A 13,965-nucleotide genomic window follows, 5' to 3' on the forward strand; every position below is an offset into this window, starting at 1 on the left:
GAGTGGTCATGCGGGTTAAAGCGCCCAGCGCAACTGCGTGGGCAAGGGTGAAACGGGTTCGGGTTGCGGTGGCAGTTCGGGCAGCGACAGCACGCGGTTAAGCACCTGTTCCTCAACAGCCGCCAAGCGGGCCGAGGCACGTTGACGCGGACGGGGCAGGTCGACGCTTATATCCAGGCCGACGTGGCCGTCTTCGATCAGAATTACCCGGTCGGCAATCGCTACCGCTTCGCTGACATCGTGAGTCACCAGCAGCACGGTGAAGCCATGCTGTTGCCACAGGCGTTCAATCAGTTGCTGCATCTCGATGCGGGTCAGGGCATCCAGTGCGCCGAGCGGCTCGTCGAGCAGCAGCAGGCGCGGTTGGTGGATCAGCGCACGGGCCAGGGCCACGCGCTGTTTTTGTCCGCCAGATAAAGCGGCAGGCCATTCATTGGCGCGATCCGCCAGGCCAACGGCTTCTAGCGCCTGTTGCGCTTGCGGCCGCCAGTTGCCGGACAGGCCCAGGCCGACGTTGTCGATTACTCGCTTCCAGGGCAGCAGACGCGAGTCCTGGAACATCAGGCGAATGTCTTCGCGTGAGGCGGCCAGCAAGCCGTTACCGGCCTGCAGTTCGCCCTGGGTGGGCACATCCAGACCCGCCAACAGGCGCAGCAGGGTGCTCTTGCCGCAGCCACTGCGGCCGACCACAGCGACAAACTGCCCGGCGGGAATGTTCAGCTGAACATTCTTCAGCACTTCGCGTTCGCCGAAGGCCTTGTGAATGCCGTTGATTGCGAGTGGCAGGCCACGTTTGAGTGTGTGCAGCGCAGTCATTGTCCACCTCCCTTGACCTGATAGGCCGGGTGCCAGCGCAGCCAGATGCGCTCAAGCGTGCGTGCTGCCACATCCGCCAGCTTGCCGAGTACGGCGTAGAGCAGAATGGCCAGCACCACCACGTCGGTTTGCAGGAATTCGCGGGCATTCATTGCCAGGTAGCCGATGCCGGCGCTGGCGGAGATGGTTTCCGCGACGATCAGGGTCAGCCACATAAAGCCCAGGGCGAAACGCACGCCGACCAGGATCGAGGGCAGGGCGCCGGGCAGGATTACCTGACGGAACAGGCTGAAACCGGACAGGCCATAGCTGCGCGCCATTTCCACCAGCGCCGGGTCGACGTTACGGATGCCGTGGTAGGTATTCAGGTAGATCGGGAACAAAGTGCCGAGGGCGACCAAAAAGATCTTTGCGCTCTCATCAATACCGAACCAGAGGATCACCAGCGGAATCAGTGCCAGGTGCGGTACGTTGCGGATCATCTGCACCGAACTGTCGAGGAAGCGCTCGCCCCATTTCGACAGGCCGGTGATAAAGCCCAGCAGCAAGCCGAGGCCGCCACCGATGGCAAAACCGATGCCGGCGCGCCAGCCGCTGATGGCCAGGTGGGTCCATATTTCGCCACTGCGCAGCAGCTCCCAGCCGGCGCTCAGCACCGCGCTCGGAGCCGGCAGAATACGCGTGGACAGCAGGCCGCTGACCACCGCCAGTTGCCAGGCCGTCAGCAGTGCCACCGGCAAGGCCCAGGGGGCCAGGCGCAGGGCCAGGTTGTGTAAGGTTGTGTTGCTCATTGCAAACCCCATCAGGTCTTTGTAGGAGCGGGAGGCACGCCTAGTTCCATTCCCGCGATGTTTCTAAGGTTCGCGGGCATGGCCCGCTCCTACGGCATTGCATCAACTGGCCGAGGCCGCCTTGGGCAGAATGTCGCTGGAGATCATCTCGCCGAACGGGCTGACATAGCTGGCCCCGCTGGGTACCTCTGGGCGATTGACGTCCAGGTGCGGGAACAACAGTTCGGCAACTCGGTACGATTCTTCGAGGTGCGGATAGCCGGAGAAGATAAAGGTGTCGATACCCAGGTCGGCGTATTCCTTGACCCGTGCGGCCACGGTCGGGCCATCGCCAACCAGTGCCGTGCCGGCACCGCCACGCACCAGGCCGACTCCGGCCCAGAGGTTGGGGCTGACTTCCAGGTTGTCCTTGCTGCCGCCGTGCAGTGCGGCCATGCGCTGTTGGCCGACCGAGTCGAAGCGCGCCAGGGAGGCCTGGGCGCGGGCGATGGTGTCGTCGTCGACATGGCTGATCAGCTTGTCAGCGGCGGCCCAGGCTTCGGCATTGGTTTCGCGCACGATCACATGCAGGCGTATACCGAAGCGCACTTCACGGCCTTGAGCGGCGGCTTTCTCACGCACCTGGGCAATCTTCTCGGCCACGGCAGCCGGTGGCTCGCCCCAGGTCAGGTACAGCTCGACCTGCTCGGCTGCCAGGTCCTGCGCGGCTTCTGACGAGCCGCCGAAATACAGCGGCGGACGCGGTTGTTGGATAGGTGGGTAGAGCAGTTTGGCGCCTTTGACTTGAATATGTTTGCCGTCGTAGTCGACCACTTCACCTTCCAGCACGCGGCGCCAGATGCGGGTGAATTCCACCGAGGCTTCGTAGCGTTCGGCGTGGGACAGGTTGAGGCCATCGCCGGCCAGCTCATCCGGGTCGCCACCGGTCACCAGGTTGAACAGCGCGCGGCCATTGGACAGGCGATCAAGGGTTGCTGCCTGACGCGCGGCGACCGTCGGGGAAATGATCCCGGGGCGCAGGGCTACGAGGAATTTCAGGCGCTGGGTCACGGGAATCAGCGATGCGGCCACCAGCCAGGAGTCCTCGCAGGAACGTCCAGTCGGGATCAGTACACCGCCAAAGCCAAGGCGGTCGGCTGCTTGGGCAATCTGCTGCAGGTAACCGTGATCGACGGCGCGTGCGCCCTCGGCGGTGCCCAGGTATTTGCCGTCGCCATGGGTGGGCAGGAACCAGAAAATATTCAAGCTCATGGAGTGGTCTCCTCTTACGGAATCGTGGCGTAGCCCGGAGTGCATCCGGGCTACGGTGGTGCAGCTGTCGCGAATGGTTATTGGGCTGTTGCGACCTTGGCCGGGGACGCCTTAGTCGGGGCGTTCCAGATCACGTCCTTGATCACCAGGCGTTTGGGAATCAGTTTCAGGTCGGTAAAGGTGTCCGCGATCTTCTGCTGCGCCTCGACCACTTCCGGGATGATCAACTGCGCGCCGTAGCTCTGGCGCTCGACGGCGACGCGGGTGATTTCTGCCGACAGGCCCAGCAGTGGGGCGACCTGGGCGGTGGCTTCGGCGCTGTTGTTTTTAGTCCATTCGCCAATGCCGCGAATTTCCTCGATCAGCACTTCAACCACTTCCGGGTTTTTCTCGGCATAGGGCTTGGTCGCCAGGTAGAACTGGTGGTTGTTTACCAGGCCTTGGCCATCACGCAGGGTGCGTGCTTGCAACTGATTTTCGGCGGCGGCCTGGAAGGGATCCCAGATGACCCAGGCGTCGACGCTGCCACGCTCGAAGGCGGCGCGGGCATCGGCCGGTGGCAGGTACACCGGTTGAATGTCGCTGTATTTCAGGCCAGCATCTTCCAAAGCGCGTACCAGCAGGTAGTGCACATTGGAGCCTTTATTCAGGGCGATTTTCTTGCCCTTGAGATCGGCGACCGATTTCAGCGGCGAATCTTTCGGCACCAGAATGGCTTCGCTGGTCGGCGCCGGTGGCTCATAGGCGACATACAGCAGGTCTGCGCCTGCGGCCTGGGCAAATACCGGTGGTGTTTCGCCGGTTGTGCCGAAGTCCACCGAGCCGACGTTCAGCCCTTCGAGCAGCTGAGGGCCGCCGGGAAACTCGGTCCATTTAACCTCGATGCCTTTGTCGGCCAGGCGTTTTTCCAGGGTGCCCTTGGCTTTGAGCAGCACCAGGGTGCCGTATTTCTGATAGCCGATACGCAATGTTTCAGCTTGTGCTTGGGTGATGGCGCCGAAAGAAATGGCCGCGGCAAACAGGGCGACCAGACTCCGACGCAAAGTAACAGTGCGCATAGCGCTCTCCTTTGCTGTTGGGGTTATTGGGTTGCGACCTGCTTGCCCGTTGGCGGGCGAGTAAGGTGGGGTAAAGCGTGTTGCGGTGTGTCAGATACTCCAGCGGGCGTTGATCAGTCGATCATTCAATACGCCTGGATCAATCGGTGCCGGCCGGCGTGCCAGAGCCTGCTGGAAGTGCTGCAAGGCATCATCCAGACGCTGCTCCAGGGCTGGGGCCAGTTGCGCGGCAGCGCCGTTTTCGCCGTAGGCAATCTGGCTGTCGTCAGCAAAGATCGCGTGCAGCATTTCCTGGGCTTTCAGCGCCGCCAATACCGGCTTGAGCGCGTAGTCCACGGCGAGCATGTGGGCGCTGCTGCCGCCGGTGGCGATGGGCAGCACCACTTTGTGGTTCAGGGCCCGTTCGGGCAGTACGTCGAGCAGGGTCTTCAGCGCGCCTGAAAACGAGGCCTTGTACACCGGCGTGGCGATAATCACGCCGTCGGCGCGCTCCACCTGCTCGATCAGTTGCTGCACGGCCGGGCTGCCGAAGTTGGCAAACAGCAGGTCCTCGGCATTGAAATCACGCACCTGGTAGCTGATTACTTCAACACCACGCAGCTGCAGCGAGTGTTTGGCGCGATCAAGTAAAATATTGCTGCGTGACTTCAGGCTCGGGCTGCCGCCCAGGGATACGACAAGCATCTTCAGTCCTTAGCGGTTCGGCTGCGGGGTCAGACGCAGGTAAGGTTTGACGGCGCGGTATCCTTTGGGGAAGCGCTGCTTGATTTCGTCCTCATCCTTGAGCGACGGCACAATCACCACCTCATCACCATCCACCCAGTTGGCAGGGGTGGCGACCTTGTGGTTGTCGGTCAGTTGCAGCGAGTCGATCACCCGCAGGATCTCGTGGAAGTTGCGCCCGGTGCTGGCCGGGTAGGTGATGGTTAGGCGCACCTTCTTGTTCGGGTCGATGATGAACAGCGAGCGCACGGTCAGGGTGTCGTTGGCGTTCGGGTGGATCAGGTCGTAGAGGTCGGAGACCTTGCGATCAGCATCAGCCAGGATCGGGAAATTGACCTTGGTGTTCTGCGTTTCGTTGATGTCGTCGATCCACTTCAGGTGCGAGTCCACCGGGTCAACCGACAAGGCAATGGCCTTAACGCCGCGCTCGGCGAATTGTTCTTTCAGCTTGGCGGTAAAGCCCAGCTCCGTGGTGCACACCGGGGTGAAGTCGGCGGGGTGAGAGAACAGCACGCCCCAGCTATTGCCCAGCCATTCGTGGAAGCGAATGCGGCCTTCACTGGAGTCCTGTTCGAAGTCAGGGGCGATATCGCCGAGTCGGATGGTCATGCGTGTTCTCCTTGGTAAAGTCCGTTGCGTGGCGCTCACTATGCTTATGAACAAAAAATAGTAAAAAGAATAAATAACGATTTATTTATAACTTTTAGGTCTTTGTTGGCGATGCCGCCACCAAAGCAGCTGCAGCCGCTCTAAAGCAGATAAATGCATAAGCAAGTAACTAACTATTCTTTCTACGAATAAAAAACCGCTTTTATAGTCGCCGCACACCTCATTCAAAGGATGCGTAATGAAACGACTCTTACCTTTCTCGTTGCTGGCCGCCGGCCTGATCTTCGGCTCCAGTGCCCAGGCGACGACCCTGCTCAACGTCTCCTACGACGTAATGCGCGACTTCTACAAGGACTACAACACCGCCTTCCAGAAACACTGGCAGGCTGAGGGTGGTAAGCCGCTGGTGCTGCAGATGTCTCACGGCGGTTCGAGCAAACAGGCACGCGCAGTGATCGACGGCCTGCCCGCCGATGTGATCACCATGAACATGGCCACCGACATTAATGCGTTGGCCGACATTGGCGGCCTGGTGCCGAAAAACTGGGCCGAACGCCTACCGAACAGCAGCGCGCCGTTTACCTCGGCTACCGTGTTTATCGTGCGCAAGGGCAACCCCAAGGGCCTGAAGGATTGGCCAGACTTGCTCAAGGATGGCGTGCAGGTGGTGGTACCCAACCCGAAGACCTCGGGTAACGGCCGCTACACCTACCTGTCCGCTTGGGGTTACGTGCTGGAAAAAGGCGGCGACGAGAAAGCCGCCAAGGAGTTTGTCGGCAAGCTGTTCAAGCAGGCACCGGTCCTCGACACCGGCGGCCGCGCCGCCACCACCACCTTTATCCAGAACCAGATCGGTGACGTGCTGGTGACCTTCGAGAACGAAGCCGAGATGATCGCCCGCGAGTTCGGCCGTGGCAGTTTTGAAGTGGTCTACCCGAGCGTCTCCGCCGAGGCCGAGCCACCGGTTGCAGTGGTCGACAAGGTGGTCGACAAAAAAGGTACTCGTAAGGAAGCCGAGGCCTACTTGAAGTACCTGTGGTCCGACGAAGCCCAGCGCATCGCCGCCAACAACTACCTGCGCCCACGCAACCCGGTCATCCTCGCCGAGTTCGCCGACCGCTTCCCGAAAGTCACCTTCCTCAACGTGGTGAAAACCTTCGGCGACTGGCCGGTGATTCAGAGCACCCACTTCAAGGATGGCGGTCTGTTCGATCAGATTTACACCGCGCAGTAGGCTGCACCTGAAATTGAAAAGCCCGGCCATGTGCCGGGCTTTTTGTTAGCGATTCGCGGGTTGCCCCCGCTCTACGGCAGACTAAATGGTAGGGCGGGTGAAACCCGCGCGCCGACTACACTGCGCTGACCCTCCAACCACAACACGGATGTTGTGATGCCTTATTACCGTCGCGCCGCCGTTCCTGGTGGTACCTACTTCTTCACAGTAGTGACCGCGCACCGTCAACCGATCCTGACCCACGTCGATATTCGGCGCGCGCTGCGCGAGGGAATCTCTCTGGTGCGGCAAACCTTGCCCTTTCGTATCGACGGCTGGGTGCTGCGACCTGACCATCAGCATGCGATCTGGACTCTACCGGAAGGCGACGCGGACTTTTCCACACGCTGGCAGCTGATAAAGCGTCATGTCACGCGCAGCTGTGGCCCCGCCTACAGGCGGCCCGAGTATCTGAATAAGCGGCTTTTGAGTAAGGGCTGCGGCACGTTGTGGCAGCCGCGTTTTTGGGAACACCTGATACGTGATGAACGCGACTTGCATCAGCATCTCGATTATCTGCATGGCAATCCGCTGAAGCATGGGCTTGTTGGGCACGTGAAAGATTGGCCGTGGTCGTCGTTTCACCGCTGTGTGCGCCAAGGTGTTTATTCACAAGACTGGGGTGGTACAGCTGACGTGAAGTTGAATGTTGGTGAGTAGGCAACGCGGGTTTCACCCGCCCTACGACTGGGAAGGCCTAAGCATTTACGACCGGGTAGGGCGGGTGTAACCCGCGTACGCAACGCCCATAAAAAAACCGGGCCATGTGCCCGGTAAAGATTCCACCTTGAGGAATTCGGTTAGATCGCGTGGGATTGGTACAGCTCAGTCAGGGCCTCGCCACGCAGGTAGGCCAGTTCGGCCGAGCGACGGTCCCGTGGCCGCGCCAGCGGCACCGCCAGTTCGCGCTGCAGGCGGCTGGGTGTGCCGCCGAGAATCAGTACGCGGTCGCTCAGGTAGAACGCCTCGTCCAGATCGTGAGTAACCAGCAGTACGGCGATTTCATAGCGCTCGGCCAGCTCGCTGAGCAGGTCCTGCAGTTTCATGCGGGTGAAGGCATCCACCGCGCTGAACGGCTCGTCGAGTAGCAGCACATGAGGTTTGCCATACAACCCGCGAGCAATCGCTGCACGCTGCGCCTGGCCGCCGGAAAGCTGTTTGGGCAGGGCGTTGGCATGGCCGCTGAGGCCGACATCGCGCAGCAGTTGCTGCACCCATTTTTCATCGGCAATCCAGCCATCGGCGAAGCTGACGTTCTGCGCGACATTCAGCCAGGGCATCAGCCGCGGCTCCTGAAATACCACGCCGATGCCGGTGCCACGGCCGAACTGCAGCAGTGGGTTGAATTCCAGCGCGCCGCTGAAGTCCTGATCGAGCCCGGCGGCGATACGCAGCAGGGTACTTTTACCGCAACCACTGGGGCCGAGCAGGCTGACGATCTCGCCGGGCGCCAGGCTCAGGCTGACATCATCGAGCACGCGCAGGCCGTCGTAGGCTTTGTGAATATTCTGAAGTTGCAGGAGTGCGCTCATGTTCAGTTCTCCCCACCCTGATAGCTGTCGCGCCAGCTCAGGGCGCGGGTTTCCCAGTATTTGAGTAGGCTGTCGCTAAGCTTGCCGAGCACTGCCAGTAAGAGGATGGCGGCAATCACCAGGTCCGGCCGTGAGGTTTCCCGACCATCACTGAGCAGGTAGCCAAGGCCACGCGTGGCGGCAATTAGCTCGGCCGCCACGAGGAACATCCAGCTCAGGCTCAGCGCCCCGCGCAACCCGGTAAACAGGTTGGGTAGGGCGGCCGGCAGAAGAATCCGCCGCACCAGGGCGAAGCGGCTGAGCTGATACAGCTGGCCGACTTCGACCAGCTTGCGGTCGATATTGCGGATCCCGGCCAGCAGTGCCAGGTACACCGGAAAGAATGCGCCCAGGGCAATCAGCACCACCTTGGGTGTTTCATCAATGCCCAGCCAGAGCAGCAGCAGAGGCACCCAGGCCAGGCTGGGAATCGCCCGCAAGGCTTGAAAGGTCGGTTCCAGGTAGGCCTCGGCGCGGCGGCTAAGGCCGACCCAGGTACCTATAACGATGGCCAGGCCAGCGCCGATCAGAAAGCCGGCAGCCACCCGCAGCAGGCTGGCGTTGATATGCCGCAGCAATTCGCCACTGACGGCCAGGTTGAACAGGGTTTGCGCCACTTGAGTCGGTGCAGGCATCTGGTGCGCCGGCAGAATGCCGGAACGCACCAGGGCCTCAAGCCCCAGCAGCAGCGTCAGGGGAACCGCCCAACCACGCAGGTTGGCCAGTGATGGGCGCAGGCTGGGTAAGCGCTCGGCCCAACGGCTAAGCCTGAGGTTGAGGGTACCCATGACTTAGTTGCTCGCCTTGGCTACGGATTGCTTGATCACACTGGCCGCCAGTTGCGGGCTGATCAGTTGATCCACCACCTTGGCCACGTCAGTGCCCGGGCGAACCAGTTGCTCATCCAGCAGGATCGGCGCGGCAGCTTTCAGCGCAGCGATATGCTCGGCGCCGGGCTGCGAGTTGCTGAAGTCGGTACGCGACAGTTGCAGTTTGGCGACTTCCAGCGGCAGCTTGGCTTCGTCGGCAAGCAGCTGTGCCAATGCATCCGGGTTAGCAATCGCCCACTCGCGGGCCTGTTCGTAGGCGCCGATCACCTGCTTGATCAGCTCAGGCTGAGTGGCGGCGAATTTCTCGGTGACGCTGAGCACGCCGTAGCTGTTGAAGTCGAGGTTGCGGTACAGCTGGCGCGAACCGGCTTGCAGTTGGCTGGAGGCCATCAGCGGGTCAAGGCCGGCCCAGGCGTCGACATCGCCACGTTCAAGTGCCGTGCGGCCATCGGGGTGCTGCAGGTGGACGATTTCCACGGCGTTCTTGTCCAGCCCGGCTTTCTGCAGGCTTTGCAGGAGGAACAGGAACGGATCGGTGCCTTTGGTGGCGGCGATTTTCTTGCCTTTCAGATCGGCCAGGCTGTTGATCGACGAATCCTTGGGCACCACCAGGGCGGTCCACTCCGGACGGCTGGCGACGTATACGGTGTTGATCGGGCTGCCGTTGGCGCGGCTGAGTACGGCGGCCAGGCCCGCAGTGGAGGCAAAGTCGGTGCTGCCACCATTGAGGTATTCCAGCGAGCGGTTGCTGCCCTGGCTGAATACCCATTTGACGCTGATGCCTTGCGGCGCAAGAGCTTTTTCCAGCAGCCCTTGTTGCTTGAGCACCAGGCTGGTGGGGGCGTAGTAGGCGTAGTCCAAACGGACTTCTTTGGGGGTTTCGGCATAGGCGCCGGCAGGCAGAATCGCCACAAACAGGGCGGTCAGCCCCCGACGCAGATTGAACAGACTCATGGTCGTTTCCTCTGGTTAGGGTTGTCGCCTGTCGACCCGTGGACGGGCACTTCAGGTCAAAGTTATTGCGGGGTTGAAACCGGCCTGTGGTCAGGCCGGTACACTTTGGGGTTTGTTGTTGCAGGGTGGCCTTAGAGCAGCGGCAGGCTGTAGCTGACGATCAGGCGGTTTTCGTCCTGATCTGCAGCACTGGTGTTGCCACGGAAGGTGGCGTTACGCCAGGACAGACCCAGGCCTTTCAGTGCGCCTTCCTGCAAGGTGTAATCCACGCGCAAATCGCGCTCCCATTCCTTGCGGTCGCTGTCGGCGGCGTCAATGTTGCTGCCCGACAGGTAGGTCACGGTGGCTTTCAGGCCGGGAATGCCGGCGCTGGCAAAGTCATAACCGTATTCGGCCAGCCAGGTGCGCTCACCGGCGCTGGCGAACTTGCCGATCTGCCGGTCAGTGATCAGGTACGCGGTGGCACCGTCGCCCTGGCTGACAAACGGGAAGGCGCTGTTGCCGGACACCTGCTGATAACCAGCGCTGAGGGCGTGGCCGCTCAGGCTGTAAGTGAACAGGGCGCTCCAGGTGTTGTTATCCACTTCACCGTTTTTGCTGTCGCCTGCGCGCCAGAAACCACTGCTTTTGTAGCCTTCGGTGCGGCCAGCCAGGCTGCCGTTCTTGCCGTCTGAGCCGCTGTTGAAATAGCGCAGGTCAGTTTTCAGCGCGCCGACCGGCAAAGCCAGATTGTGGGTCAGACCGAGGAAGTGCTGTTTGTAGAAGTCTTCCAGGTTGCCGTAGTAGTACTGTGCGGTGAGGTCCTTGGTGATCTTGTAATCGCCACCGGCGTAGATGAATTCATTGGAGTCGGCAGCTTTGCCCTGGAAGCTGGCCGCGCCACCAATGCGCAGGGCGATATCGTCAGTGGAACTGCGGGTCTTGGTGCTTTCCAACTGGCCGGCAGTGAGGGTCAGGCCGTCGATCTCGGCGGAGGTGACTTGTGCGCCCTCAAAGGTTTGCGGCAGCAGACGGCCATCGTTGAAGTTGATCACCGGCAGCTTGGGTTGCAGGGTGCCGATGCGCAGTTCGGTCTTGGATAGGCGCGCTTTGGCGGTGACACCGGCCTTGCCGTAGTTGTCCACCGCACTGCCGTCGCTTTCCAGGGGGAACAATGCGCCAGGGGCGCGGCTACGTGGCGTGCTGCTATCGCCGCCGGAGTCGAGCTTGATACCCACCAGACCGATGGCGTCCAGGCCAAAACCTACGGTGCCTTCGGTGTAGCCGGACTGGTAGTTAAAGATAAACCCCTGGCCCCATTCACTGGCTTCGTTGTTGCTGTTGGCGGTGTTTTTATCATCGCGGTCGAAATAGAAATTACGCAGGCCGAGGGTGGCTTTGCTGTCTTCGATAAAGCCGGCGGCGGTGGCCTGGTTGGCGAGGGCGGCGAGGGTAACGGCCAGGGCCAGTGTGGACTTGTTCATGCTCGATGCTCCAAATGCAGGTCTGTGCGGAATGTGTGTGGCACTGCAGAAGGGGCTCGAGCGGACGGTGTGCGTTGCACCTGTCTCAGCGAAATAGCAAAGAGCCCCTTGATGTTTCATGGGCCCGATGCGGTGGTCCGCTGTCGGCTTGGGCGCACTGTAGGGATTATTCGTAATCCCTAAAAAGAATTTATTTTCACTTTGTAGTAACTAAAAAGAATAAGCGATGCTTAGTCGTGAAGCCCATAAGCTAATGCTTAAAAATTATTTGCGAAGACTTTTTTAGATCATTTAGCTTGTCTCCACCGGATCACCGGACTTCCTGTTCAACCCTGAAGTTTGTCGTGATCCGGCTTATCAAAAGGCCGGCACGTCCTTGAAGAGGTCTGCCATGCCTAGCCGCTCCCTATTCAACCGTCGTCCCTTGCTGAGCGTGGGCTTGTCCCTAAGCCTGGCACTCGCCAGCGTGCTGCCCGCCGATGCCGCCACGCAACTGCGCATTGGTTACCAGAAGTCTTCGACCCTGATCAGCTTATTGAAAAGCAACGGGGATCTTGAGAAGGCCCTGGCCAAGCAGGATGTCAGTATCAGCTGGCATGAGTTCCCCAACGGCCAACCGCTATTGGAGGCGCTGAACGTCGGCAATATCGATGTATCTGCTGATGTCGCCGATACCGTGCCGGTATTTGCCCAGGCTGCCGGTGCGCAGCTGACCTATTTTGCTCAGGAGGCGCCGTCGCCGTCGGCTCAGGCGATTATCGTGCGTGATGACTCGCCGCTGCGCAGCGTGGCGCAACTCAAAGGTAAGAAAGTCGCGGTCACCAAGGCGGCTGGCAGCCATTACCTGTTGCTCGCAGCCTTGGCCAAAGCCGGCCTTAAATTCAGTGACATCGAGCCGGCCTATCTGACTCCAGCTGACGGCCGCGCAGCATTCGAAAACCGCAAAGTCGATGCCTGGGTCACCTGGGAACCCTTTCTCAGCGGTGCCCAGCAGCAGTTGCCGACCCGCACGCTGGCCGATGGCAAGCAATTGGCCGATTACCAGCGCTATTACCTGACCAGTACCGCGTTTGCCAAAAACAATCCGCAGGTGCTGGCGGTGGTCTTCGACGAGCTGGTGAAGACCGGTGATTGGCTGCGCGCCAACCCGCGCGCTGCGGCGCAAGTGCTTAGCCCGCTGTGGGGCGGTCTGGACCCAGCCATCGTGGAACAGGCCAATGCTCGGCGTAGCTATCAGGTGCGTTTGGTGCAGCCGCAGAGCCTCAAGGAGCAGCAGAAAATTGCTGACGCCTTTGTCGCCGAAGGTTTGCTGCCCAAAGCGGTGAACGCCCTCGATGTGGCTATCTGGAAGGCGCAATAACCATGGCCGCCGAGCTTCGTGCCAATTCCCAAGCCTTCGATAGTGCTGCGCCGCTATTCGATCCACGGCTGTTTCCCAGTGACTTCGCCAGTCGCAGCGGCAAGATCGAGCGCTTGGCGCGCAAACTGGCGGCCACCGCGGTGCAGCGTGATCGGCATGGCGGCAGCGCCCAGGCCGAGCGTCAGTTGCTGCGTGACAGTGGCCTGCTGACCCTGGCCATTCCACAGCAGTTTGGTGGTCAGGGTCTGGTGTGGCCGGAGATCTACCAGATCATCCGTTACCTGGCTGCCGTGGACAGCTCACTGGCGCACCTGTTTGCCTTTCAGCATCTGCAGGTGGCGACCATCCTGCTGTTTGGCAGCCCCGATCAGCAGCGCCACTGGTTGAGTCGCACGGTGCATGAGCGCTGGTTCTGGGGCAACGCCACCAATGGCCGCGATACCCGCCTGAAACTCAGTCGCCGTGAGGAGCATTACGAGCTCAATGGCAGCAAGTCGTTCTGCTCGGGTGCCTTGGGCGCCGATGCCCTGGTGATCAGCGCGCCGCGCAGCCACAACCCCGAAGACCGGGTGTTTATTGTGCTGCCCAGCCAGCGTGAAGGGCTGGCGGTAAATGATGACTGGGACGGTTTCGGCCAGCGCCAGACCGACAGCGGCACGGTGCAATTCGACAATGTGTTTGTCGACAGCAGCGAACAGCTCGGTCCCAGCGGCGTAAGCCCACGCACTACGCTGCGCGCCTGCTTGTCGCAATTGATTCTGACCCAGTTGTACCTGGGCAATGCCCAGGGTGCGCTGGATGGCGCGCTGCGTTACACCCGCGAACACAGCCGCGCCTGGCCGGCTTCCGGAGTGGCCCTGGCCAGTGATGATCCCTTTATCCAACAGCGTTATGGCGAACTTTGGCTGCTGTTTCGCAGTGCCCAGTTGCTGGCCGATAACGCCGCGCAACGCCTGCAGAGCGCCTGGGAGAAACCCGCATTGACCGCGGCCGAGCGAGCTGAGGTGGCCTTGGCTATCAGCGAAGCCAAGGTGGTTTCGGCGCGCGCCGCGCTGGAAATAACCTCGCGCATTTTTGAAAGCATGGGCGCCAGTTCCACCAGTTCGAAATACGGCTTCGACCGCTTCTGGCGAAACGTGCGAGTGCACAGCCTGCATGACCCGCTCGATTACAAGGTGCGCGATCTCGGGCACTGGTTACTCAACGGCAAGGCGCCCACGCCTTCGCTGTATGGCTGATACGACAGGGAGGGGCGCGCAGAAAAGA

General features: G+C 60.9%; 14 protein-coding genes. 4 read left to right on the top strand and 10 right to left on the bottom strand.

Translation table 11 applies throughout. From position 1 onward, the window contains the following. Positions 1 to 15 precede the first annotated feature (15 nt). The 6 genes from ssuB to CUR33_RS14095 all read right to left on the bottom strand — a co-directional run bounded on the left by ssuB (position 16) and on the right by CUR33_RS14095 (position 5,248). Positions 16 to 816 carry an aliphatic sulfonates ABC transporter ATP-binding protein gene (gene ssuB, locus CUR33_RS14070; RefSeq protein ID WP_282876222.1) on the bottom strand — a complete coding sequence of 267 codons (801 nt, stop codon included), beginning with the start codon at positions 814 to 816 and terminating at the stop codon, positions 16 to 18. Beyond that, positions 813 to 1,607 carry an aliphatic sulfonate ABC transporter permease SsuC gene (gene ssuC, locus CUR33_RS14075; RefSeq protein WP_289240050.1) on the bottom strand — a complete coding sequence of 265 codons (795 nt, stop codon included), beginning with the start codon at positions 1,605 to 1,607 and terminating at the stop codon, positions 813 to 815. Before ssuC ends, ssuB begins: the two co-directional genes overlap by 4 nt. A gap of 102 nt (positions 1,608 to 1,709) precedes the next feature. Next, positions 1,710 to 2,858 (bottom strand): FMNH2-dependent alkanesulfonate monooxygenase, encoded by a 1,149-nt coding sequence (gene ssuD, locus CUR33_RS14080; RefSeq protein WP_090252875.1) that lies wholly within the window; start codon positions 2,856 to 2,858, stop codon positions 1,710 to 1,712. 77 nt (positions 2,859 to 2,935) lie between these two features. Beyond that, positions 2,936 to 3,916: a sulfonate ABC transporter substrate-binding protein gene (locus CUR33_RS14085; RefSeq protein WP_289240051.1), complete on the bottom strand. Its 981-nt coding sequence runs from the start codon at positions 3,914 to 3,916 to the stop codon at positions 2,936 to 2,938. Between the two features lie 90 nt (positions 3,917 to 4,006). Further along, positions 4,007 to 4,600, bottom strand: a complete 594-nt coding sequence (ssuE, locus tag CUR33_RS14090) for an NADPH-dependent FMN reductase (protein WP_289240052.1) — start codon at positions 4,598 to 4,600, stop codon at positions 4,007 to 4,009. A 9-nt stretch (positions 4,601 to 4,609) separates the two neighbouring features. Next, the gene (locus CUR33_RS14095) at positions 4,610 to 5,248 is read right to left on the bottom strand and encodes a peroxiredoxin (protein ID WP_282876218.1); all 639 of its coding nucleotides are present in this window, start codon (positions 5,246 to 5,248) and stop codon (positions 4,610 to 4,612) included. A gap of 238 nt (positions 5,249 to 5,486) precedes the next feature. On the opposite strand from CUR33_RS14095, the gene CUR33_RS14100 reads away from it, so the two are divergent. Together CUR33_RS14100 and CUR33_RS14105 are read left to right on the top strand one after the other, a co-directional pair. Continuing rightward, the gene (locus tag CUR33_RS14100) at positions 5,487 to 6,482 is read left to right on the top strand and encodes a sulfate ABC transporter substrate-binding protein (RefSeq protein WP_289240053.1); all 996 of its coding nucleotides are present in this window, start codon (positions 5,487 to 5,489) and stop codon (positions 6,480 to 6,482) included. A 156-nt stretch (positions 6,483 to 6,638) separates the two neighbouring features. Continuing rightward, the gene (locus tag CUR33_RS14105) at positions 6,639 to 7,181 is read left to right on the top strand and encodes an REP-associated tyrosine transposase (protein WP_289240054.1); all 543 of its coding nucleotides are present in this window, start codon (positions 6,639 to 6,641) and stop codon (positions 7,179 to 7,181) included. A 140-nt stretch (positions 7,182 to 7,321) separates the two neighbouring features. Here CUR33_RS14105 and CUR33_RS14110 read toward each other — a convergent pair whose 3' ends face one another. From CUR33_RS14110 to CUR33_RS14125, 4 genes are all read right to left on the bottom strand, one after another. Next, entirely contained in the window at positions 7,322 to 8,053 is a 732-nt protein-coding gene (locus CUR33_RS14110) for an ABC transporter ATP-binding protein (protein ID WP_289240055.1), read from the bottom strand. Between the two features lie 2 nt (positions 8,054 to 8,055). Further along, positions 8,056 to 8,880, bottom strand: coding sequence for an ABC transporter permease (locus CUR33_RS14115; RefSeq protein ID WP_289240056.1), 825 nt, complete (start codon positions 8,878 to 8,880; stop codon positions 8,056 to 8,058). A gap of 3 nt (positions 8,881 to 8,883) precedes the next feature. After that, positions 8,884 to 9,876, bottom strand: a complete 993-nt coding sequence (locus tag CUR33_RS14120) for an aliphatic sulfonate ABC transporter substrate-binding protein (RefSeq protein WP_289240057.1) — start codon at positions 9,874 to 9,876, stop codon at positions 8,884 to 8,886. A gap of 131 nt (positions 9,877 to 10,007) precedes the next feature. Continuing rightward, positions 10,008 to 11,339, bottom strand: a complete 1,332-nt coding sequence (locus CUR33_RS14125; protein WP_289240058.1) for an OprD family porin — start codon at positions 11,337 to 11,339, stop codon at positions 10,008 to 10,010. Positions 11,340 to 11,730: 391 nt separating this feature from the next. On the opposite strand from CUR33_RS14125, the gene CUR33_RS14130 reads away from it, so the two are divergent. Together CUR33_RS14130 and CUR33_RS14135 are read left to right on the top strand one after the other, a co-directional pair. Then, on the top strand, positions 11,731 to 12,699 hold the full coding sequence (locus tag CUR33_RS14130) for an aliphatic sulfonate ABC transporter substrate-binding protein (RefSeq protein ID WP_289240059.1): 969 nt from the start codon (positions 11,731 to 11,733) through the stop codon (positions 12,697 to 12,699). Positions 12,700 to 12,701: 2 nt separating this feature from the next. After that, the gene (locus CUR33_RS14135) at positions 12,702 to 13,937 is read left to right on the top strand and encodes an acyl-CoA dehydrogenase family protein (RefSeq protein WP_289240060.1); all 1,236 of its coding nucleotides are present in this window, start codon (positions 12,702 to 12,704) and stop codon (positions 13,935 to 13,937) included. Positions 13,938 to 13,965: the final 28 nt, after the last annotated feature.

Source organism: Pseudomonas sp. FEMGT703P, assembly GCF_002786345.1.
GTDB classification, from domain to species: Bacteria; Pseudomonadota; Gammaproteobacteria; order Pseudomonadales; family Pseudomonadaceae; genus Aquipseudomonas; species Aquipseudomonas peli.